18 protein-coding genes and 4 pseudogenes are annotated in these 22,301 nt (G+C 41.7%); 17 read left to right on the top strand and 5 right to left on the bottom strand.

The window, feature by feature from the left end; translation table 11 throughout:
- The first annotated feature begins 6 nt into the window (after positions 1 to 6).
- From DESMER_RS06590 to DESMER_RS06600, 4 genes and pseudogenes are all read left to right on the top strand, one after another.
- Positions 7 to 567, top strand: coding sequence for a dihydrofolate reductase family protein (locus DESMER_RS06590; protein ID WP_014902288.1), 561 nt, complete (start codon positions 7 to 9; stop codon positions 565 to 567).
- Between the two features lie 19 nt (positions 568 to 586).
- Positions 587 to 740 (top strand): annotated as a pseudogene (locus tag DESMER_RS23515) (phosphoribosylaminoimidazolecarboxamide formyltransferase); the annotation flags it as partial.
- 104 nt (positions 741 to 844) lie between these two features.
- On the top strand, positions 845 to 1,147 hold the full coding sequence (locus DESMER_RS06595; RefSeq protein WP_014902289.1) for a hypothetical protein: 303 nt from the start codon (positions 845 to 847) through the stop codon (positions 1,145 to 1,147).
- A gap of 505 nt (positions 1,148 to 1,652) precedes the next feature.
- Positions 1,653 to 2,642, top strand: a complete 990-nt coding sequence (locus tag DESMER_RS06600; protein ID WP_042333465.1) for a nucleotidyltransferase family protein — start codon at positions 1,653 to 1,655, stop codon at positions 2,640 to 2,642.
- 89 nt (positions 2,643 to 2,731) lie between these two features.
- Here DESMER_RS06600 and DESMER_RS06605 read toward each other — a convergent pair whose 3' ends face one another.
- Positions 2,732 to 3,130, bottom strand: a complete 399-nt coding sequence (locus tag DESMER_RS06605; protein WP_014902292.1) for a type II toxin-antitoxin system HicB family antitoxin — start codon at positions 3,128 to 3,130, stop codon at positions 2,732 to 2,734.
- 72 nt (positions 3,131 to 3,202) lie between these two features.
- On the bottom strand, positions 3,203 to 3,385 hold the full coding sequence (locus tag DESMER_RS06610) for a type II toxin-antitoxin system HicA family toxin (protein WP_014902293.1): 183 nt from the start codon (positions 3,383 to 3,385) through the stop codon (positions 3,203 to 3,205).
- A gap of 477 nt (positions 3,386 to 3,862) precedes the next feature.
- Here DESMER_RS06610 and DESMER_RS06615 point away from each other — a divergent pair, with 477 nt between their 5' ends.
- The 4 genes and pseudogenes from DESMER_RS06615 to DESMER_RS24905 form a co-directional block, all read left to right on the top strand.
- Positions 3,863 to 4,801: a radical SAM protein gene (locus tag DESMER_RS06615; RefSeq protein ID WP_014902294.1), complete on the top strand. Its 939-nt coding sequence runs from the start codon at positions 3,863 to 3,865 to the stop codon at positions 4,799 to 4,801.
- 293 nt (positions 4,802 to 5,094) lie between these two features.
- The gene (locus DESMER_RS06620) at positions 5,095 to 5,532 is read left to right on the top strand and encodes a VOC family protein (RefSeq protein WP_014902295.1); all 438 of its coding nucleotides are present in this window, start codon (positions 5,095 to 5,097) and stop codon (positions 5,530 to 5,532) included.
- A gap of 230 nt (positions 5,533 to 5,762) precedes the next feature.
- A complete protein-coding gene (locus DESMER_RS06625; RefSeq protein ID WP_014902296.1) occupies positions 5,763 to 7,967 on the top strand; it encodes a hypothetical protein in 2,205 nt (734 codons plus the stop codon).
- A 207-nt stretch (positions 7,968 to 8,174) separates the two neighbouring features.
- Positions 8,175 to 8,363 (top strand): annotated as a pseudogene (locus DESMER_RS24905) (amidase domain-containing protein); the annotation flags it as partial.
- A gap of 363 nt (positions 8,364 to 8,726) precedes the next feature.
- Here DESMER_RS24905 and DESMER_RS06630 read toward each other — a convergent pair.
- Positions 8,727 to 10,335 (bottom strand): annotated as a pseudogene (locus DESMER_RS06630) (IS1634 family transposase).
- 699 nt (positions 10,336 to 11,034) lie between these two features.
- On the opposite strand from DESMER_RS06630, the pseudogene DESMER_RS06640 reads away from it, so the two are divergent.
- From DESMER_RS06640 to DESMER_RS06665, 6 genes and pseudogenes are all read left to right on the top strand, one after another.
- Positions 11,035 to 11,697 (top strand): annotated as a pseudogene (locus DESMER_RS06640) (IS110 family transposase); the annotation flags it as partial.
- Positions 11,698 to 12,159: 462 nt separating this feature from the next.
- Positions 12,160 to 12,873 carry an amidase domain-containing protein gene (locus tag DESMER_RS06645; protein ID WP_014902298.1) on the top strand — a complete coding sequence of 238 codons (714 nt, stop codon included), beginning with the start codon at positions 12,160 to 12,162 and terminating at the stop codon, positions 12,871 to 12,873.
- Positions 12,874 to 12,921: 48 nt separating this feature from the next.
- Positions 12,922 to 13,476: a hypothetical protein gene (locus DESMER_RS06650; RefSeq protein WP_014902299.1), complete on the top strand. Its 555-nt coding sequence runs from the start codon at positions 12,922 to 12,924 to the stop codon at positions 13,474 to 13,476.
- A gap of 1,104 nt (positions 13,477 to 14,580) precedes the next feature.
- Entirely contained in the window at positions 14,581 to 14,820 is a 240-nt protein-coding gene (locus tag DESMER_RS06655; protein WP_148275262.1) for a hypothetical protein, read from the top strand.
- A 73-nt stretch (positions 14,821 to 14,893) separates the two neighbouring features.
- Complete coding sequence (locus DESMER_RS06660; protein WP_042333473.1) at positions 14,894 to 15,286, top strand: hypothetical protein; 393 nt, start codon at positions 14,894 to 14,896, stop codon at positions 15,284 to 15,286.
- Positions 15,287 to 15,329: 43 nt separating this feature from the next.
- Positions 15,330 to 15,941: a hypothetical protein gene (locus DESMER_RS06665; RefSeq protein ID WP_042333475.1), complete on the top strand. Its 612-nt coding sequence runs from the start codon at positions 15,330 to 15,332 to the stop codon at positions 15,939 to 15,941.
- A 141-nt stretch (positions 15,942 to 16,082) separates the two neighbouring features.
- Here DESMER_RS06665 and DESMER_RS06670 read toward each other — a convergent pair whose 3' ends face one another.
- Together DESMER_RS06670 and DESMER_RS06675 are read right to left on the bottom strand one after the other, a co-directional pair.
- Positions 16,083 to 17,051, bottom strand: a complete 969-nt coding sequence (locus tag DESMER_RS06670) for an MBL fold metallo-hydrolase (protein ID WP_014902301.1) — start codon at positions 17,049 to 17,051, stop codon at positions 16,083 to 16,085.
- A 390-nt stretch (positions 17,052 to 17,441) separates the two neighbouring features.
- Positions 17,442 to 17,819, bottom strand: coding sequence for an FMN-binding protein (locus DESMER_RS06675; protein ID WP_014902302.1), 378 nt, complete (start codon positions 17,817 to 17,819; stop codon positions 17,442 to 17,444).
- Positions 17,820 to 18,135: 316 nt separating this feature from the next.
- Between DESMER_RS06675 and pdxR the strand changes: the two genes are divergently transcribed.
- The 3 genes from pdxR (at position 18,136) to DESMER_RS06695 (ending at position 22,273) form a co-directional block, all read left to right on the top strand.
- On the top strand, positions 18,136 to 19,542 hold the full coding sequence (gene pdxR, locus DESMER_RS06680; RefSeq protein ID WP_014902303.1) for a MocR-like pyridoxine biosynthesis transcription factor PdxR: 1,407 nt from the start codon (positions 18,136 to 18,138) through the stop codon (positions 19,540 to 19,542).
- 974 nt (positions 19,543 to 20,516) lie between these two features.
- Positions 20,517 to 21,218: a response regulator transcription factor gene (locus DESMER_RS06690; protein WP_014902305.1), complete on the top strand. Its 702-nt coding sequence runs from the start codon at positions 20,517 to 20,519 to the stop codon at positions 21,216 to 21,218.
- A gap of 8 nt (positions 21,219 to 21,226) precedes the next feature.
- Positions 21,227 to 22,273, top strand: coding sequence for a sensor histidine kinase (locus DESMER_RS06695; protein ID WP_014902306.1), 1,047 nt, complete (start codon positions 21,227 to 21,229; stop codon positions 22,271 to 22,273).
- The last annotated feature ends 28 nt before the right edge of the window (positions 22,274 to 22,301 follow it).

Genomic DNA, 22,301 nt, shown 5'->3' on the forward strand with positions numbered 1-22,301 from the left:
CAGCGGATGAGGCGAGTGAGATACCAGGTCGCATGTAGCCTGGATGGCTACATCGCGGGACCGATGGATGACTTTAATTGGATTACGCCAGAGCCCTCGTTTGACTTTGAGGCGCTTTATACGCAATTTGACACGTTACTGATGGGGCGGCGCACCTACGAGATCGTAAGCGCAACGGGCGAGAGCTTTCGAGGGAAGCAAGTGATCGTCGCCTCGAAGTCCCTGCGGCCAGAGGATCATCCTGAGGTCGAGGTCGTCAGCGAGGGCCTTGAAGCACGAGTTCGAGAGCTTCGTGCACAACCTGGTCGAGATATCTGGCTCTACGGCGGAGGGGAGCTCTTCTCCCAACTTCTCACCTGGAATCTGGTTGATACAGTCGAACCGGCGATCATACCGATTCTTTTGGGAGGTGGGGTGCAGTTGCTCCCCCCGCTCGGGGTACGCCGGAATTTGGCCCTGGTCGGGCACCGCGCCTATCCCGGTGGCATGATTCTCCTTGAGTACGAGGTGCAACAGGCTGCGAACCTCCCCCAGGGTAATCAAAGAGCTCAGCTCGCTACGAGCTGACAGAGATAACAGCATAGACTTCCCCTTTGGCGATAATATCATACGCGCTCATAAAAGTGGTGTGAAATATATCGCACAACCAGGCGGGTCTATCAGAGATGATAACGTTATTGATATCTGTGACAAATATAATATGGTAATGCTTTACTGGAATCCGATTATTCCATCATTGATGGGAGGCAATTATCATTCGAAACATAAATTTGCTAAAATGGGTCAGGTATAATAATATAGTAAAATTTCAGGTGAATGAATTTAAAAGCAACAGGAGGCTTTTATGAGTGAATTTTTGAGATTGGAAGATTTGATCATGGGCTGTTCAGAAACTGGCTACGAAGAAGCAGTTGTAAAGCTTTTACAAGACAATGGAATAGCTGTTGATGACTTTGAGCACGTCGGAAAGTGTGATTCAGAGTGCCCAAATTGTGGGGTGGAAAACTTCAGCATTTGGCAAAGGAATATAGGCTTCATAAACAACAATGAAATGGTTACCCTCGATTTAGACAAAGCGGATAACATTTTGGAATTTGAGATATATTTATGTAATAATTGCGGAAAGTGGACTACTTATATTGAGTAATGTGACAGGACCGGCAGCTTACTCATAGCTCCTAGCATATTTTCGAAGTTTACAATGATAACAAAGAGATAAAATCAGGGGCCTGTCGCAAAACGTTTATATATGAACGTCTTGCGACAGGCCCGTTTCAAGGTTTGACGATATTGCCTGTTTTGACGGAAATTAAGCTAGCTTACTGAAAGGCGGAAAAGCCCAAATCTCCAAATTAGCTCAAGCCTGCAATGATCTCTACTGTTATCGCCTACAATTTCTGGTACCAATAAAGTAACATCTCTGGAACCCCAGCTATATCCGGTATCGGAACCATTTTTGAATCTGTATCCTTTAAAGGCCGAAAAGTAAAATCTTCGTGCTGATTCAGCATAAATGTATTTGATCCCTTCTCATTCATTTACTCACTCGTTTATAATAGGAAATATCCCTTTAATAATTTAAACTATTGATTCTATGAAAATCGGATTGATATCGTTTGGGTGAAAACCATACAGGAAAGGAAAATGCTTCTGTGAAAAAATTAAATGATTATTTATACTCAGGCGATACCGTTCTTAAGATATTACAGAGATATGCTGAGGATTTGAAACAGTCGGCGAAAGAAACTCATAATCAGATTGATCTTTTGCACTGTAATTTTCTGCTTCAAATTGCAGAACTCTTGCAGCACAACGAATTTCTGACTTCCCAGTCTCAGCGGATTCGGGAATTCTATAAACTTATGGCAAATGAATATCCTTTTCTGGCCTTTACTTTTAAGGGCCGAATTAAATCTCTGATACGCGCGGAAGCAAAATTTAACGGATACATAGTAGAATATATTTACGAGTATTATATTAAACATGGCAATTATCCGTCTCTTCCTGAACTGAAAAACTATTTAAGCTGTTTTCGGGACCTGATTGCCTACCGAATCGTGATTTCTCTTCCCAAATGTCATTTAAAAGAAGGTGAGATTTGCGCGGATGAAGAAAATAAATATCTATATGATGTTGCCAACAAGTTGCTTGGTTTCCTTGAGGAACGCGGATTTACCGCAGAACTGTCTTCATTTACGGGTCGGAAAAAATCGCCCTTCTTAAAAGAGAGCGTAAGCCCATACTATAGAGATTACGTTGCAAATCCAGAGTCTAGTGGCTATCGTTCGCTGCATATAACATTTTATGATAATATTGCCCGTTGTTATGTGGAAGTACAACTTCGTACCAAAGAAATGGACGATTTTGCTGAAATTGGTCCTGCCAATCATTTAGGTTACGAAAAGCGACAGGAAAGTGAAAGAGTTAAACGAGATGCAATTCCCAAAGGAGAAAATATTTATTTTGATGATGCTTATGAAAGAGGTATCATGTTGCAGCAGCTTGAATTGTCAAAATTGGATGTAAATATGTTTTCGGCAATGAATAATTCCCTGATTAACGATGGTTGCGGCCTCTACCGTGGCAGACTTATTCTTCCCTACGAGCATCTTTCAAAATACCAAAATGATCTTATTGATTAATTAATTAATTGTTGAGCAAGTTTAACTAGATCAATCAGCGTTTTTAGGCAATAAAAAAGCAGCCGGTTAGGCTGCTGAAATTATTTTTATTACGAAATACCCAGCTGATCTTTGAGGGCGCTTTGCAGAACCTGAGAGAAGTTTACATTATTCTCCTCAGCAATAGTGTTTAACCAAGCGGGGATTGTAAGGGTTTTCTTTACAGCTTTATGTCCGTGCTTTTGGGAGTATTCGTCTAAGTCAACACCAATGAGACTAACGAAACCATTCTCATACTCGTTAGGGATTACATTTTTAATATTTGTAGCTTTAGGCAATTGCTTATTTTCCTCAACTTCGCCTAACAGCCAACCAGAAGCTGCGTCGATAGCCATATCCATAGCTTCAGGTAAAGTATCGCCTTCGGTTACGCATCCTGGTAAATCAGGAAAGACCACAGTATAACCATCTTCGCTTGGGTAAAAGCAAGCAGGATAAATAAGTCTCATTGCTTATTCCGCCTTTCGTCTAGTTAATTATTTTCAGCTTCTATGCTTATCGTAAACTTTAGGCAAGGGGGCTTATTTCAGCCCCTCTTGTTTTAGGATAGAGTTTACTGTTTTGGTTTTTAAATCTTTCCCGTGAAATGGGATTGTAACTTTTCCCGGTTTTGAGGGATGTTTATAATGTTTGTGAGAACCTTTGGTGTCAGTGTATTGCCATCCATCGGCTTTAACTATGTTTTCAAGTTCCCGGGGTTTCATTCGTAAACCTCCTCTCAATGTGTTTATTATAACACGTATAGCACGTGTAATAAAGAGCTGTTTGAATAAAATTATAGGAGTGTAGTCTTCCATTACTAATAGGAGGGAGAACATGGCCAGGAGAATGTGGATTTAGTCGGTTTTCATCTGAGTTTTACCGCGTTTTCAGATATGAACAGCCTTTTTCCGATACCTTTGTTTGAATAGCACTCGGTTGTAAGTCTCATCAATTTCTCGTTTTTTGAAAAATATCTTTGAGACTGCTGAGCCCGATAAAAAAGTGGTTAGTGCAGAAATTGCACATGCCGCTTGTCACACATCCTGGGGCAGGCACATATAGTGTAGTGTGGGTGTTAGAAATATATCATTTGGCTATAAGCAGAAACCTGGTGAGATAGGGCACCGGGTTTCTGCTTTTTTGGAATATTGCCAACATCATGGGAGGAAATCTGGGAAAGATGTGGAAATTCATGATTGATGTTCAACAGACAAACGGATGATATTAGTTTCACAAAAGAGATTCTTTTGGAAAGGGTGTTTGCTATGCGTTATGAAGGTATTGTTTACCGACCGCCCAGCGAGGCCGACAGTTTGCTTATCCAGGCGACGATTGGTTGCCCGCATAACCGCTGCACTTTCTGCGGAATGTATAGGACTAAGAAATTCAAGATTCGTCCTGTAGCAGATATCAAAGAGGACCTGAAAAGGGCCCAAGAACTGTACGGAAATGATGTAGAGAGCATCTTTTTCCCGGATGGCAATACGATAGTTATGAAAACTGAGCAATTGGCAGAAATTCTGGAATATGCCGGCCGGTTGTTTCCCCGTCTTTTCCGGATGACAATGTATGGCTCCGCTAAGTTCCTGAAACTGAAAACTTTGGCGGAATTGCAGCGGTTGCGGGCGGCTGGCCTGACTAGGATTCACTCCGGTCTGGAAAGTGGAGACGATATCGTGCTGGCGAATATTCAAAAGGGTTTTACGGCGGCAGAGATGATTGAGAATGGGCGAAAAGTGAAAGAAGCGGGTATAGAATTGAGTGAATACATTTTAATTGGGATTGGCGGACATGAGCGTTCCCAGGAACATGCCCTGGAAAGCGCCCGGGTACTAAACGCCATCGCCCCGGATTTTACACGTTTACGCACATATAATCCGGCAGAAGGAACGCCTTTGGGTGAAGAATACCAGCAGGGTAAATTCCGGCTGCTGAGTCCCCATGCCGCAATCAGGGAGACTCGCCTCCTTGTCGAGAATTTACGGGGACCTGGTCGGCTTATGAGTGACCATATTTCCAACTTTGCCTGGATCAACGGTGAGCTGCCGGCAGATAAACCCACCATGCTTGCTGAACTCGACCGGTTACTTAATGTTTCAGAAGACAGTTTTACGCGGGCTGATCCCCGTTATTTGTAATCACGTGGTATTCACATACATCTGTTGAGAGATAATCAGCACACCGGTTGCGCCTTGCTAAGTTCGATGAACAGTTGAGAATTTTGGGAATTAGTATGTGGGAAATTGATAAACTAATCACGGATAATCCCGTAACTGTTTCCAATAAGCACTTCTTTACCGTGTTGAGTTTTGTAAAAGGATTTTATTGCAACTTCGATATACTAACCTAAACTTGATAGTGGTATATGGGGGCATTTAGGAAAGAATTAATACGGGTATTGCAAGAAACATGAACACAGGAGATGTGGAATATGAAGATCAAGAGAATAGATCATGTGAGTGTAAACGTAAATGATCTTTCAGCAGCTAAAGCGTTTTTTCTCGATTTGGGACTTGAAGTGCAAGGTGAATGGGAAATGGAAGGAGAGTGGTTGGGTCAGGTAGTTGGGCTTACTGACGTTAAAACAGCATGTGTAGGATTGCGAACGCCAGACGGTCAGGCCTGGATAGAGCTAGTCAAATTTCACACGCCGTCAGATGAACAAGATTTCCTGAAACCCTTAGCAAATACGCTAGGTATCCGACATATTGCCTTTGCTGTGGAAGATATTGAAGCTGTTGTTGCCAAATTGAAAACGAAGGGTACGGAAATCTTTAGTGAGATACACCAATATGAAGAAAGTTATAAGTTATGCTACGTTCGTGGGCCAGAGGGAATTATTTTGGAGTTGGCTGAGGAAATCAAATAAATAATAAGGGTAACTTTGATCTGGAGTGCTTGTCAAAGAGAGACTATCCTAATCATTCGGCTCTCATCGAAACGGTGGGGGCCTTTTCTATGGAATTTCTGAATATAACTGAAGAGGAAAAAAGATAATGCGTGCCAGGTAATTATCCTCCTGGGAATTCCCCTGACAGATTGATGGAAATTGCATATGATATTCCAGCATCTCAAAATCAGGAGGAGTGAACTCAGGCCATGCTGTTTGAACGGGAAGACTGGAAATTATTCAGGAATATTGAAACCCTGCCCCAAAAGGCGGGGGTGCCCAAAGATAAGCTGTCACTGCTGGTTTGCAAAGAACTCACGGACAATGCCCTGGATGTGTGCGGTGAGTGTGAAATCGGCTTTGAAGACGGCTTTTTTTATATCAAAGATCAGGGGCCCGGCATGGATCCCGGCTTGTTTGCCATCAACAGGCCCCTTAAATCCTCCAAATACTTGCGCCTGCCCACCCGGGGAGCACTGGGGAACGGCCTGCGGGTGGTGGCCGGGGCGGTGGCGGCCACAGGCGGCCGGCTTTTGGTTGCCACCGGGGGGGAAAACTACCGGATCCATTGCCAAAAGGACGGTTCGGCCCTGACGGAAAGTTTAGGCCCGTACTACGAAGAGGGGACTAAAATCAGCGTTTCCCTGGGCCAAATGGAGATCGATCCGGCCTGGGCCAACTTGGCGCTGCAATATGCCCGAGGTCAAACCTACCAGGGGAAGACATCCCCTTATTGGTATACCAGCGAAAACTTCTTTGAATTGTTTCAGGCCTACAGCGGGCCGGTCCGGGAACTGATTGCCCAATTTGACGGCTGCAGTAAGAAAGCCGGGAAACTATCCCGCAGGTATCCCTATGGGGCCGCCGCCGCTTCCCTGACCTTCGCCGACACGGAAGCACTGCTGGCTGAGCTCAGGACCCTGGTCACGAAAACGAACCCGGAGAGGCTGGGGCGGATCGGTGAGCTGGAGTACTGGAAAGGCTATTACAGAAGCTGCGGCACCTTTACGGTGGGATCCGTCAGAGGGGTCCATGAGGCAGAAATCCCCTTTGTGGTCGAAACATATGCCGACTTTGCCGACGAACCCCAGATCACGGTTCTGCTCAATAAGTCCCCGGTGACGGGAGAGGTTCACATCTTCTGTAATAAAAGTGAGCTGAAGATTTTCGGCTGCGGCTTCAGACATTATTTTAAGGCCAAACCCGCTAGGCTTTTAATCAATGTCATGACGCCTTATGTGCCAATTGTAACGGACGGCAAAGAACCGGACCTGGGAGTGATGACCGAGACTATCGGCACCAGTATTACCAAGGCAGTGAACAAAGTGAAAAAGTCCCTCCCCGCCGCCCAGGCGAGAATGAGGTCTCAGAAAGAAATCGTCGCCGCCTGCCTGGAGGAAGCCATTGCCAAAGCCGGCGGCAATGGGGAATACCGCTTCAGCCTGCGCCAGCTCTATTACGCCGTTCGGCCTTATGTGATCAGGGAACTGGGCAAAGAACCGGATTACGCCTATTTCTGCAAAGACCTGATCGGCGGTTATGAAACGGAGCACGGCGACATCCCAATGATGTACAGGGATGACCGGGGAACTCTGTATCATCCCCATGAAGGCCGGGATATCCCTATCGGCACCATTGCCGTGGAGAATTACCGCAAGCCCGCCTGGACCTTCAACAAGGTTTTGTATATTGAAAAAGAAGGCTTCTTCAATGTACTTAAAGAGAAGAAGCTTCCGGAGAAATACGATATGGCACTCCTCACCAGCAAGGGCTACGCCAGCCGGGCAGTCAAGGATTTGCTGGACGCCCTGGGGGAGGACGGGGAAGAAATCACTTTTTTCTGCATTCACGATGCGGATGCCTACGGCACAACCATCTACGATACCCTGCAAAATGAAACCAAAGCCAGACCGGGCCGCAAGGTGAAGATCATCAATCTCGGCCTGGAGCCGGAAGAAGCGGTGCTCATGGGGCTGGAGGTGGAAAAAGTGGAAGTATCAAGCCGCCAGAGAGGCGTGGCCGGCTATATTAGTCCTGCTTGGAAAGACTGGCTGCAAGAATATCGCGTGGAACTGAACGCCATGAGTACGCCCCAATTCATTGCCTGGCTGGAGGGCAAAATCCGCGCCTATGATCAGGGCAAGGTGATCCCGCCGGAAAAGGTCATGACGGAGTACCTGGACGGCAAGCTGCTGGCCGAACTCAAGGAGCGGATTGCCGACCGGATACTTTTGAAAAATAACCATGAGGCTCAGGCAGCGGCAGCCTTCCGGGAGGTTAAACAAAGCTTCAGTGACCGGCAAATCCGTTTAACGGAGATCGTGCCGGCTGAATTGGCCCGGCAGCCTGTGCAGCTCTGGCGGGAGGTCGTTGCGGAAGTGGGTGGCGAGGTTTTGCGAAATTGCCCTTTTTGACGGGGATTAAGCTAGCTTACTGAAAGGCGGAACAGCCCGAATTTCCAAATCTCCCTTTCCGGAGGCATTGAAAGGCATATATGAGCAGCCACTTGAAACCGGAACTCTCTGGGCCTCACCGGCACGCAAATTTATTATGACATCGGACAGACTTTTTAGAACTCGTTAAACGAACCGCCAGATGAAGATTCCGCACATGACGATACCAATAATCCAAAAAATTACGTACATTACGCTAGCAGTGGAGGAGATTGCACTAACTTTGCATCTCAAATGCTTGCGGCAGGTGGAATGACTATGCAGGGGCAGGGTTATAATACGAGAGATTCATCTTGGTATTGGTCAAATGATGGTATAACTAGATCTTCCTTCCTATTCATGGCTCTTGGTAACTAATTTCATGAAACACTGGGCGAATTACAATGGTTCGGGTTATCAAAGGGCATATAGTTTTAAAACTTACTCACTGTCAGTCGCTATGTCAGAAGATGAATATAATCAAGTATTTAAGGATTTATAGAAGGCGGTTGTCAAGATAGTTGTCGCATTTGACTAAGATTTAACATAAGGACCAATCCCTTGTTTGACGTGTTCCGGATGACAGGCCTTCGCAGTCTCATAGAGCTTGTGCCGGTTCTCAGGTATCTCATCGCACTAATGTAGATTTCATATAGTTATTAGGTTTTAAGTATGGTAAATAAACTCAGGGGCCGTGAGGTCCCTTTTTTCGTTGCATCTTATATCCTGAGTTCCCGGAATTTATAACGAGGGTGCATCTACGCCTAAGGCTTTGTAGATGCCTTCTTGTTTTTTAGTCACCTCACCTAAGATCCGCCCATGCCCGGGAGCTTCAAACAGCTCAATTGTATCCAGTTCATCCAACAGGCCCTGCATGGTCCATGTTTCAAAAAAGTCTTGCATCCTGCATTTTCTTTTTTACATCGGATAGATAAATGAGTGCAATAAACTCAAAAAAAAGCTTGCCGTTTAGAGATAATTCGGATGGAACCTGCATTCTACGGAAATTCAATCTCTCCTTTAGATTACCAAAGGCCTTCTCGACAATGTCCTTGCTTCGGTAAAGGGACAACGCTTCATAGGGGTCTTTAACTTCATTAGAAAGCAAGGCAAAATAGCCGTAATTCTTTGCTTCCTCGCGCATCACATCTTCTTTTGGCTTTACTTTACGACCTCTCTTGGGTGTCTCGGTGACTTCAAAATATTTGGTATAGTCCTTTGCACAGTAATCTCGTAGATTCCCTTCTTTAAGGTCATTATATAGACTTGTTAGATACTCGTTGGTGTCTATCTGATCCTTGGCAGCTTTCTCGGGATTGTAATATAACAACAGGTAGGCTCTTCTTTTATCTTTGATGACATCGCCTTTGTAGGGGCGCTCTTGCTCGTAGTTCCACTCGATTGTCCGACACAACCCGTAGGCACCGAACTGAGTCTGCAGGTTTGACCAAAGTTTTAGGTTTTCTCGGTCTTCATCCAAGACTTCTTTCACATACTTAAGTCCTAACTTTACGCCAATGACGAACTTCTGATGATTCTTATACAGTTCATCAATGTTGCTTTTGCTGTAGAATCCTCTATCCAGAACTACACTGACTTTTCTGTAACCCATGACGTCGAATTCATGCATCAGTTGTTTGACGGTCTTCACATCCGTAATATTGCCGGGGAGTTTCCGATAATAAAATGGAAGTCCTGATTCTTCTCCGAAAAGAAGGGCCAGATTGATCTGGGGCAATCGATCATTTTCCTTATTTTTGCCCTTTTTAACCTGTTTGAGTACCTCGGAATAACTGGAGATTGTCGTGATGTCGAATGCCCAATATTCCTTTTCAATGCGTCGCTTTCCTTGCTTTTCGAAAAAAGATATGCGCTCTTTTTTGCTGATGGATTGAAACAGTTCACTGCTTCTCTGTGATGCAATGTCCTTACCATAAGGATGAATGTGTAACTTTTGCCAATGGGAGAAACGGCTGAGCGAGTTGTTTTCTTCGAGAATCAGATAGTAAGCCAATGACAGGATTTTCTTATACGTATCAGGAAAGCAGGCTTTCAAATCGGCTTCGACACCAGTTCGCCTACCGATTTGATCCAACAAATAGCATGCTCCGAAGAAACTTCGCTGTATCTTTGTCATAGGTATGGGTCCGGGTTTGAGAGAGTTTGTTTCAGCTGTTCCCTTGCTCTTCTTATAGGCTCGTGTTGGAATAATCTCTCCGGTTTCGGGATCGACTTTCCCAATCAAGGTTCTCTTTGCTCTGGACTGTTGTTTTTCTTTGTCCCAAAAAGCTTGGTTCTCATAAGCATATGTAATCCCAGTCGTTTTATTGATTTGATAGATAATGGACAGAACAACCATCTCCTCGTTATATTTTATAATACATAACGAGGAGAAACTCTATATAATTGGGCTAAAACTCTTTGTTTTTCGGCGATTCAACACTTTTCATCGTTAGACTTTTCGGGGACTCAGGTTATATTTTGTAAAAAAGGCTTGTGGTGACCACAAAAGAATTGCGGTATCTTGCAGCATGATTTTCGGTGCAAAAGTATTTAGATTATTGTATAGTAATTTGCAGAAGATGGTTATGTTTTCCAAGAGAGTTGATCTGAGGATATTGGTGTTCATATATGCTGATATCCGGTGGTGCGTCGAGTAGACTTTATTGTATTTAATTGGCTTCGCCATTTAAATAATGACGCCTCCAAATCATCAATACCCGCAAAGTAACAAATGATCTAAAGGCGTTCGCCCCTACACAAATAGTAAGTGTTTTTATATTACACCTACTGGGATATTTGTGAAGGGAGATTTAGAAAAGGAGAGTAATATGTTTTCGTATCCCCAAAAACTATTTTTTAGTCGTTCTATGATTCAATAGGATTTAGCAAGGATTTTGCTATCTTATTCTGTGAATTCCTAATTAAATATAAGTGAGCATTCCTGTAGTAGTCAAAAATGAGCTTTGTCAAAAAGAAGACCTCACGTTACAATTTGAAAGGACTGTTGGCCAACAGAATCCAATCAAAATAACGGAGGTCATCCCAAATGAATTTTACACAAAACGAGAAACTAAATCAACTTTCCGAAAGAAGTATTATTATCGGAGTGGACATCGCCAGCGAGCTTCATTACGCCAGGGCTTTCGACTGGCGAGGAGTCGAGCTCGGCAAGGTATTCAAGTTTGAAAACAGTGCCGAAGGATTCAAGGACTTCTATACATGGATTGAACGGTTGAAAAGGCAAGCCGAAAAGGACTGTATAGTGGTAGGCGCAGAACCAACCGGACATTACTGGTTCGGGCTGGCATCATACCTAAAAGAGCAAAGCATTAAACTAGTCCTCGTAAACCCATTCCATGTAAAACGAAGCAAGGAACTTGATGACAATCACCCCAGTAAAACGGATGCTAAGGACCCCAAAACAATCGCTAAGCTGGTCATCGAAGGTAGATACAATGAGCCCTATATACCGGAGGGGATCTATGCAGAACTGCGAATAGCGATGGCTTGCAGGATGCGCAACCAAAAAGAAATGAGCAGTATAAAAAATCGCATTCAACGGTGGCTCAAAATCTATTTTCCCGAGCATGAAACGGTGTTTGGAAAGTTTGATGCTACGAGTAACATGCTGGTGTTGCAAGTTGCACCGCTACCTAGGGATATTGAAAGACTAGGAGCAGAAGGAATAAATCAGATTTGGAGAGACAACTGTTCAAAGTTCTTATTCGAGTTGGTCTAATTGGGGGTTCAGAACCACACATTTGCTCCTAACTCGACGTTAATCGAGGAATGGCAATACAAGATGCTTCGTACTGATGTTCTCTAATATACGAACCGAGATTATATTTGGAATATGGGGATCTGGATGAGTTATGTAACATAAACAAATTTTACCGATGATGGGTTTTTGGCTACTTTATCATAGTGTTAATTACTGGACTCAACCCCAAATTTAGAAGTTGTTACCTATGTTTTTAAGAATACTAATTATATTGATGCTAAAGAATTCGACAGTATTTACCATGAAATTTGGTATTTTAATGAAAATTTTTTATATAGTGGAAAATAAGCAAGCGGGAGGATTGCTACAAGTTTGGTATAAGGAAACGCTTGTCCCAACAGGAGTTTGGTGAACGATGAGAGTCAATAAAAACACAAGGGGGATATTCAAATGAAAAGGTTATGCTTCTTACTAGCAGTATTATTACTTACTTCAATAGGTACATGCCCAAGTGCACTCGCCGTAAGTTATGAATTTACAAATTCAAATCCAAATGTAAATTCTGAACTAAATAGAGGAAATGCGGCCGATTATGCGGTAGATTTTGCAAGAAAACCGGGGAATACAGACGACTATGCAAGTTACGGAAGTGGTACATTAGGTGGGGATTGTACAAATTTTGTCTCTCAGGTACTAAGAGGAGGGGGGATGAACTTCCACGGAACAAAAGGAAGTAACATATTTACCCAAGATTGGTATTATTACGGGCCTAATATTCCGCCTGCTACACAACCAAGAACTTCAACATGGACTGGAGCACACGAGTTTAGAAAACACTGGGGCACCGTAGATGGAGTTGGAGGCAAAAAAGCCTATCAAATGGTGAAATATACCAATCTTGAAGCAAGTAATAATTTTGACAGTATATATACTGAACTTTGGCCTGGTGATATAATACAATTTACTGACGCTAATGGTTTGACTGGTCATTCAATTGTTATCTGGAAATATGGTATGGTTGATGGTGTGAAAACAATGAATTATGCTCAACATTCTACCGATAATGGGACTTGGGATTGGGCACTTGACTTGAGAACAAGGCTTTCGAATAACAAAAATAATCCTGGCTTTACCTATACTTTAAAAATGAGAAATGGTTCATAATATAATATCATTATGTAAGAATAGTTATACTAATAGGAGGCTTTAAAAATGAAAATTAAATTAAAAGTATTATCAATAGTTACGGTATCAGCAATCTTGCTTAGTCTTAGTTCCTATGCGGCTTTTGCAATAAAATCAGACATTGAAGCTAAAAAAGAAAAACTTGAAAATTATCAAATTGAATACAGGGATAAGCAACGTAAAATTGAGGCAGAAATTAGATCTATGCCCAGAAACTCTGAGGAAGACTGGGAAAAAATTAGGGAGGCTGAACGTAAACTCAAAGATATGCCTATGTCACCAGAAGCTGATCAGTTAGTACGTGAATTATCAACACCAAGCCCTGAACAACCCAAAAAAGACCTAGAAATTAGAATTTTTTATTCAAGAGACAGCCTAGAGACTGCACCAAATTATGCAGGCCTTGCAAAACTTGAAAAAGATCCCGTGAATAAAGAAAAATACGAAAAGTCTGCTAAAATTATGGAGCAGAAAAAACTTCTACTCGATCAAGTAGAAAAAGATTTTAAAGAAGGTAAAGGAACTTTTGAAGAATGGAATAAGCGTATTGATGAATTAATGGCAATTGATCAGTGCCGCTAAAAATTCAATTTTAAAAAATATAACGCTACTACTAAGACATGGCTTTTTGTGACTTGAGTTTTTTAATAACTACGATTATATAGTTAATATATTAATCTATTTAAAATTAATAGCATCAGTAGCGTTCATTTGAACTGAGACCTATATCCCAGACACAACAATTAAAAGCCTTCCCATGGTAGAATTAATCTACTGAGGGAGGGCAATTTTATGGGAAAAAAGGCGAGAAATAAGTTAGTTATCCTCCAGAAATCATACTTGAGGCCATACGGCTTCATTTTGAGGAAGGCATACCTAACTATTAATGGAATAACTAGTGACGTCATTAATGCCTGGTTAAGAGAGTATTAAAGGGAAGAAGAGATTTTTCCACTGATAAGAGTCAATCTCGACTAACATATACGCCGGAAATCAAGTTGAAAGCTGCAAGGTTACATGTGGAAATGTGCCTTAGAGCACATAAACTAATCCTTGTATAAACAATTCCCGTTTATTATGTGGCAAACAGTCAATGTCTGCTTTATCCACTATAAACTAATGCGAGGATGTGTTTATGCTCAAAATTGTTTTTCCTATTTGCTGTGGAGTTGATGTCCACAAGAAGTTTGTTGTCGCAACGATTGGTACTACGAACAAATCGGGGGTTACGGATTACCAAACGAGGCAATTTTCAACCTTTACCGAAAATTTATCACCAACTTTTAGATTGGTTGAAAGCTCAAGCTTGTAAACATGTCTGTATGGAGTCTACAGGCAAGTACTGGCACCCAGTTTTCAATGTTTTGGAAGACTACTGTGATGTTGTCGTTGTCAATCCAAAGTATCTCCCAATCGATTAGTTATTTAATTTTAATTATATATAAAATTCCGACTTATTGGATATGCATTGGTAGAATTTTTGTTAAGTAGAATAAGAGAACTTTACAAAATAATGGATAGAGATAGTTAAATCTTATGCCCCGTCAGATGAACAAGATATTTAGAAACCCGTTGCAAATACGCTAGGTATCCGACACATATTGCCTTTGCTGTTGAAGAAGATTATTGTGTTATTATTGGAGGTAGATAATGAATCGCATTTAATCGCAGAGGATGGAAGAAAAAATGAGTGAGTTTTCGATTACAGATGGGCTGGAGGGTTTAAGTTCCAATGAACTCATAAAGTTAATCATGAATCTCACCCAAAGAGACAGACAGGTAAGATTGCATGTGCTAGAATGGCTCGGAGAAAATTGTGCTACCAATAAGAAAGCTTCAAATTCAAACAAGAAAAGTAAAGCTCCCGAAATTCATGATGAGTTATTATATAGAATATTGGCGCAATTCCCGGAGCATAATTTCTGAATTTAATTGCTACGGAGGAGGACCTGAGGAGGAAGAAGAGGAGGCTTATGAATGGTTAGAGAAGATTTCTGGCTTGATAAGGGAAAATAAGATTACACCTGAAGCAAAGCGCCGTTTTATGGATGAAGCGTTTATTGAATACGATGCAGGTAATTCCGGTTTTGACGACAGTCTGATGGATCTGTTTTTTGAATTGTGCAAAGAAAAGGATGAATGGGAATTTCTTGTGCAAAAGCTTAATAGAGGGAAGTCTGATTGGGGAAAGAAGCTTGTCATGGAGATTTACAGGGATCATCTGAAGGATGATTCCAGGTACTTGGAGGAGAGACTTAAAAACCTTCAATATGGGATGGATTATTGGGATTTAGTTCAATACTATACCGACAAAGGAAATGAGGAATTGGCGCTTGAAATAGCGCATAAGGGCATCAAGCATTGGAAAAGGAAGACTAACCGAGCTGTATGATTATCTTATTGACCATTATTCGCAGCTGCGGGACAAGGACCGGTTGGAATCAATTGCTGAAACCGCAATGCAAAGAGAAAATGATGAAAGCTATGTTTTGGAAAGACTATTTACATTTTATAAGGATGATGACTACGAAAAGGCGAAAGAAAAGTTGATTCTGGTATATAAAACGACCAATCACAAAAAGTATTTTGAAGAATATAAGAGAATGAAAAATTTTCTATCTGAATTGGATTGGGAGAAAATAGAACCGGAGATTGTTAATGAGGCCCAAAAAAATAACATGCATGACTATTTAAGTATTTGTCTTCAAAAGGGAATGAAGGACATTGTTCTTAAAACTATCATATCCCCGCCGGTGAACCAATGGGGATATGCCGGCTTTTCTGATTTCGACATATTCGCGCAAAAGCTTGAAAAAGAACACCCAAAAGAAATTCTGGAGTACTATTACAACAAAGCATATGCTAGAATTCCAAATGGTAATAGAAATACCTACAAAGAAGCTGTAGAATATCTTGGGAAAGTTAAAGTAATTTATTTAAAGCATTTTAAGGACGAGGATAGCTGGACCCATATGCTCAGTAAACTGCTTATGGAGTTTAAGAAAAGACCCGCATTTATTGATGAGATTAGGAAGAGTAAGTTATAAGAGAATGGGTTCAAAAGCTATTGAAAGGCATATGAAACCGGAACTCCCTGGGCCTCACCGGCCCGTAAATTTATTTTGACATCAGACAGACTTTTTTAAACTCGTTAAACGAACCGCCAGATGAAGATCCCGCACAATGTATTATTTTGCCAAGGCATAAATTACTTTCCCCCGCTGAGTCTCTCTTCTGACCTTGCCCATACCTTCCAAATATTTGAGATGAGCAATCGCTTCCCCTGTTGCAAACCATTTCTGCGTAACCGGAAACATCTCCCATGACTCATATGTCATATCCCAAGTCATCTGAGCAGCGACTTGGTAACCATTCAAATCCCCTCTGCTTAATATAGCAAGAATCTCATTCACCCGTTCCTGATGGTGCAGCTTAAGTTCCTGAATTCTTTCCCTGCAGGAGGTAATGATCCCTCTGTGACCTGGTAAAACAAGTTCCACGTCGAGGATACTCACTTTGTCTAAACTTTCTAGATAAACACCTAAAGGATCCCAATCATCGCCCCAAAGGGAAATGTTTGGGGTTATGTTGCTAAGAATATGGTCCCCTGACACAAGAATTTTTTTACTTGAGTCGTAGAGGCACATGTGTCCGGGAGAATGTCCCGGAGTCTCAATACACTTAAAGCTGTAGTCACCGATGCTCAAAACGTCATCCTGCTTAAGGATTTCAAAGTCTACCTTTTTGGTATTGCCGTATTTAAAACCAGGATGCATTGCAATGGCCGCTTCAAGTTCATCTTCGGGAAACCCGAATATCTTAGCGTAGTGTTTCTCTTCTTCCCAAGATGGGAATTTTATCAACTCGGCATCGGGCCCGTTAAAGTATATTTTTGATGTAGAAGAGGCCAAGTTGGACACAAGACCTAAATGATCTGCATGAAGGTGGGTAATAAAGAAGTCAGTGACATTCAGATTCACTGACAGCTCAATTAAGCCAGCCTGCATTGCCTTAAGACATTCTTCCCGGTTCATCCCTGTATCGATAATGAGATTACGTTCCGGCCCCTTGATCACATAGGAATTTAGAGCCTTAAGTGGATTTTTCGGCAGTGGAATTTCTATTCTAAACAAATTGGGTCGTATTTCTTGACACATGGGTTATGCCCTCCTTTAATGCTGTTGGAAGATAATTCATATTCACATTATAGCAGTACTACAGAGGCAAATATAGTAATTTGTTTGAGTATTCAGAACAAATTACTATATTTGAGCTGTATCTAATTTTCTATAGAAGGGGGCGAACCCGTGGCCTTACTCCAATGTATTTAGGGCTAAATGTTTCCGCAGACGGGGCACGTTGGTGTTACTTCAGTGAAGGTTTTTGAGCCAAATGGTCTTGAGCGACCATTTGGATGGGTTAAAAAAACCAACATTATCAAAATGATTGATATGCTGGTTTTGTGTATTTTGAGATATTTTAGGTATATTTTTATAATCCCAAGGGTATCAATACAATATTGCAAACTTCAACATAGTGTAGCTAATTTACAGCATTTGTTTCGCAGATGACACAGTTATCTCTAATACTGCTCGAACCCAAGAGAATTTTTCTTTCATACCCTCAAAGTCTTCACCTGATTTTAGAAAACGGGTAGTTCCTTTCAGGATAAAGCCTGTACCCTTAGCCTTGTAACCCTGGATTTCCTTGCTGGCAATGGAAAGAGTAACCTCGTTATGAACGCTTAGATTCTTTTCCGTTTTGTTATATCCGTAAGCTGGAATTAATAGTTTATCCTCAGGAGTAACCACAACATAGCTATTCCAGGTATTTACTAAATGCGGACCGTCGTCACCGTTGGTCACGATAGAGATGGCTCCGTCTGTGGGATGAGAAAGTACCTCCAATAATTTTTCATTAAGCATAAGAATACATCCTTTCTGTTTTGAAGAAGTGTTAGATAACTCATACTTGGCCACTGGTTGACACAATTATTGTGTCCTCTATTACTGCAATGCACTCAATGAATTTCGAATTACCATCTGCACAAAGTAATCGATGTGTTAGCCACCGGACACCCAGATTATAAGATATAATCCCCCCTAAACACAGGGGCAATTTTCAAATTAAGTATAGGGGCAGTTACCTTTGGCGCAATTTTCCTGAGCCTTGACGCTAGGTATTACCCTATATATAATGGCGGTAATTAAGATCCTACATATAAAGGATTAGGTGAGAGCAATGTTTATATTGGACGGTCAGGGTCGTCAGCCGTTGCATAATAAAATTTATAACCAAATTAAAAATCAAATATTAACAGGGGAATTGCCCCCAACTACCAAGCTTCCATCTATTAAAAACTTATCTAGTGAATTATCGGTAAGTCGTAATACTGTGGAGTATGCCTATCAACAGTTATATGCAGAAGGGTATATACACAGCAAGCCAAGAAGCGGATACTTTGTTTCAGCAATAGACCCTGAATTCCGCCCGGCGCCTCTCCCTCAAGTAGGCACGTCGCTGAAAGAAAGCTCTGAAGACGAAAAATCATTTGCCTTTGATTTTCATCCGGCTCGTCTTTCTCCAGGCAGTTTCCCTGTTAACCTGTGGCGTAAACTTTATATTGATTGTTTAAAGGACGATCAAAATCACCTTGCTTCCGATGGGAATCAGCAAGGTGATTTTGATTTGCGTTGCGAGATTCAAAGATATCTGTCGCGCTCTCGTGGTGTTTCTTGTGATCCTGAACAAATCGTTATTTGCTCGGGACTTCAAGATAGTCTTTCTATCTTAGCGCCCATATTGAAAGAAGATCATTCGAAATTGGCTGTAGAAGATCCTGGCTATTTCGTTCCAAAAGCTGTTTTCCGAAATCATTCCTTTTCTATCGCGACTGTATCTGTAAATTCGGATGGTCTGGACTTGGAGTGTCTACAGAACACCAAGAGTACTGTTGTATATGTCACACCTTCCCATCAATTTCCATTAGGCTATGTTATGCCTGTGACAAAACGATTAAAATTAATTGATTGGGCAGAATCTGTCGGGGGAGTCATCATTGAAGACGACTATGATAGCGAACTGAGGTACTTCGGCAAACCAATTCCTGCGTTACAAGGATTACATCCGCTAGGGAATATAGTCTATGTAGGTACTTTTTCTAAGGTATTATCTCCTGCGCTTCGAATAAGTTATATGGTTCTGCCTCATCGATTACTAACTGTCTATCGTAGGTTATTCAGCGAATATTTTACGAATGTATCTCTATTAGAACAGAGAACACTGCAAAAGTTCATGGAACTAGGGTACTGGGAACGGCATTTGCGTAAAATGCGAACAGTTTATAAAGAAAAGCACGACGCACTTCTACAATCGATTCACCGTCATTTCGGCACTCAAGTTAAAATCATTGGTCAAGGAGCGGGGCTCCACGTTGTTATAGAGCTAGTTGATAATCCTCTCAGTGAAGAGGAGCTTATCAAGCGTGCTGTGGAGAGCGAAGTCCGACTATTCCCGCTCTCTAGGACTTTTCTTCACAAAAACGGTAATAGATCTCAGATAATGATTGGGTTTGGCGGCATGAGTATTGAAGAAATTGACCGAGGAATTGAACTATTATATCGTACTTGGCTGCAGGAAGTACCTTAATAGCATGCCTGGAAAATCAAAAAGGCCTTGAAGTCAGGAGGCGTATATATGCCACCTATACGGATTATAACGGGAATCCCAGCCTACCTACTTTTTTATCAACACACTCTATGTTTTGCTTCAATGTACTTATTTAATTTTAAATAACCCCAGGTCGCCAAAGAAAACCAAAATGTGAAATTAGCCAATCTTAAGAGAAAATTAGGCTCAATAAACATCCCTAAGTTGACTAATACTCTTGAGTAGATCATGCTCATAACTATCCCTGACACAGGAAAGACATATACTAACGGCTTATGTTTAGGCAAAAGATAGAAATACATAATGTAAAATGCGCACCAAGATATTGGTGAGTCTATTGGCAAATAACCATAGCCGAAAGGACCAAAATTAATCCACCTAAAAACGTTTGTTAGATGACCAATTGTGAGTCCTATTACATCATACATGCTACCAAATGTAATTCCATATACAGCAAGACGACGGATTTCGGCTCTCGGAACAAGTACAATAAGTGCGAGAAGAAATATTGATAATTTTATCAGATGCATAAAGTAAACTGACATCAATTTTAAATCTCCTTAATTGGACTTCCTATATTCTGAGGGGGGTTAGATACGATAAAACCAACCTTCGTTTCTTACTCTATTAACCGAATACTCAGTTATTGTATCCAGTACTTATGAAATGATGTAAGTGACTGAATTATTTTAAACAGAGGGTTTTTCCCTGACTTCCATAGTTTACTTGATTAATGAGTTGAATTAACCGCACTTCACTTCACATACCTTCTAGAAATTTATGAGGTTCCTTAAAGAGAAAAAGCTATTTTCAACGCCCTTAAAAAGCAACTGCCACGCGGCTTTTATAACAAAGTGATCTCTAATCACAAATCTTTATAGTTTTTTATTTTTGCTTTATTTATGTTTGCTATGATATAAAGGAAAGCAAAGTAAAGAAGTTGGTGAATAGCTGTGGAAAAGACGATTTTAGTAGTCGATGACGATCCAGACATTGTCAAGCTGATCACGAAAAGTTTACGGCTTGAACAATTTGAAGTGATCGCTGCCCATTCCGGGCCGGAGGCGTTAGCGGTACTTAAAGAAAATCCGGTGGATTTTATTGTCCTGGACATTATGATGCCCCAAATGGACGGTCTGGAAGTCTGCCGAAACATCAGAAACAATTACAGTATTCCCATTCTGTTTTTAAGCGCCCGGGATAGGGACATTGACAAAATTATTGGCCTGGAGATTGGTGCTGACGACTATATGACCAAACCCTTCAGTGTTCAAGAGCTTACTTCAAGGATTAAGGCCCATTTCAGAAAGTTTGACCGATTGTACAACGAATGGAAAGGACTTAGGCAGGAGGTCGAGCCACAGAGATTTCCTTCTCCTTCCCCCCTGATTTTAAATCAAAAGACCTTTGAGGCATACTTAGACCAGGAGAAGATTGAGCTGTCCACCAAGGAATTTCAAATCTTGTCCTTTCTCATGCATCACCCCAATAACGTTCTGACCCGGGAGCAAATCTATGAAAATGTTTGGGCAGGGGAATATGGTGAGATAAATACTGTCACGGTGCATATCAAAAACATTCGCAAAAAACTTGGCAGCAAGTATGACTTTATTAAGACAATCTGGGGTATCGGCTACAAATATACGGAAGGGTAGGAAGGGCTATGAAGTTAAAGATCAAGCTACCGCTGCTGTTCATGTTGGTTTTTGTGCTGATCATCTTTCCGGGGGCAGTATTTATCAAAAATTTCATGCCGGAAAAGCCAAAAATCTTAAAATTACCCATAATGCCCGTGCAATTAGAAGTGGCCTTTTATTTGCTGATTCTCACCGGGATGGTGTTTGCCATTTTAGCCATCTATTTACATTTCAACATTACAAAACCCCTTCAGTTGCTTAATACCCGGCTGAAAAGGGTCAACATAAGCCGGCCCGTGATCTTAAGTTCAAAAAGACGGGATGAAATCGGAGAGCTATACAATCACTTTAATGAAATGGAAGACAGGCTTTATCAAGCCCACAAGGAACAGATCGGGATGATTGCCGCCATGGCTCATGACCTAAAGACTCCCTTGACGACTATCAATGGCTTTGTGGAATTGTTAGCCCTGCAGAAAAATCTTTCTGAAAAGGAAACCCAGGAATATTATGAGCTGATCCTCAAGAAAACCAAGCATATTGCCGAGCTGATTAACACCTTTTCTTCCTATACTAAGGGGGAGGTGGAATTGGATGCCCTGGATATGAAATCCGTCCCGGCCCAGAAGTTATTTGCCAGCATTGCCACTGAATATGAGACGGAATTATCCGGTTTTGATTTCGAACTGGCTTGGGAAAATAGCTTCAAAGCCAACCAGCCCATTATGATTGACGAACACATGATCCGCCGGGTTTTCGGGAATCTCTTCAGCAATGCCGTGAGGTATGGGGAGAGAAAAGACTTAAAGGTCTATATGCGGGGCTATGTCCGCGGCGAGTATGTCTTTTTTCAGGTGGAGGATAATGGTGCAGGTGTGCCGGAAAAGGAACTGCCTCTGCTGTTTCAGAAATTCTTTACTGTGGATAAATCCAGACAGAACCAAAACGGGGGGATGGGATTAGGTCTGGCCAGCTGCAAATCGATTATCGAGCATCATGGCGGTGAAATATCTGCCTTTCACTCCCATTACGGAGGATTGGGCATCCGCTTTGCCTTACCCCTTGTGAAGTGACCGGAAAAGGTCACTTCATTATTTTTTA

The organism is Desulfosporosinus meridiei DSM 13257, assembly GCF_000231385.2.
GTDB classification, from domain to species: Bacteria; Bacillota; Desulfitobacteriia; order Desulfitobacteriales; family Desulfitobacteriaceae; genus Desulfosporosinus; species Desulfosporosinus meridiei.

Excerpts from the sequence above, each read along its gene's own strand:
- DESMER_RS06590 (WP_014902288.1), top strand. The coding sequence starts at position 7 with ATGAGGCGAGTGAGATACCAGGTCGCATGTAGCCTGGATGGCTACATC.
- DESMER_RS06595 (WP_014902289.1), top strand. The coding sequence starts at position 845 with ATGAGTGAATTTTTGAGATTGGAAGATTTGATCATGGGCTGTTCAGAA.
- DESMER_RS06605 (WP_014902292.1), bottom strand. The coding sequence starts at position 3,130 with ATGAGACTTATTTATCCTGCTTGCTTTTACCCAAGCGAAGATGGTTAT.
- DESMER_RS06610 (WP_014902293.1), bottom strand. The coding sequence starts at position 3,385 with ATGAAACCCCGGGAACTTGAAAACATAGTTAAAGCCGATGGATGGCAA.
- DESMER_RS06615 (WP_014902294.1), top strand. The coding sequence starts at position 3,863 with ATGTTCAACAGACAAACGGATGATATTAGTTTCACAAAAGAGATTCTT.
- DESMER_RS06620 (WP_014902295.1), top strand. The coding sequence starts at position 5,095 with ATGAAGATCAAGAGAATAGATCATGTGAGTGTAAACGTAAATGATCTT.
- DESMER_RS06625 (WP_014902296.1), top strand. The coding sequence starts at position 5,763 with ATGCTGTTTGAACGGGAAGACTGGAAATTATTCAGGAATATTGAAACC.
- DESMER_RS06645 (WP_014902298.1), top strand. The coding sequence starts at position 12,160 with ATGAAAAGGTTATGCTTCTTACTAGCAGTATTATTACTTACTTCAATA.
- DESMER_RS06650 (WP_014902299.1), top strand. The coding sequence starts at position 12,922 with ATGAAAATTAAATTAAAAGTATTATCAATAGTTACGGTATCAGCAATC.
- DESMER_RS06655 (WP_148275262.1), top strand. The coding sequence starts at position 14,581 with ATGAGTGAGTTTTCGATTACAGATGGGCTGGAGGGTTTAAGTTCCAAT.
- DESMER_RS06670 (WP_014902301.1), bottom strand. The coding sequence starts at position 17,051 with ATGTGTCAAGAAATACGACCCAATTTGTTTAGAATAGAAATTCCACTG.
- DESMER_RS06675 (WP_014902302.1), bottom strand. The coding sequence starts at position 17,819 with ATGCTTAATGAAAAATTATTGGAGGTACTTTCTCATCCCACAGACGGA.
- pdxR (WP_014902303.1), top strand. The coding sequence starts at position 18,136 with ATGTTTATATTGGACGGTCAGGGTCGTCAGCCGTTGCATAATAAAATT.
- DESMER_RS06695 (WP_014902306.1), top strand. The coding sequence starts at position 21,227 with ATGAAGTTAAAGATCAAGCTACCGCTGCTGTTCATGTTGGTTTTTGTG.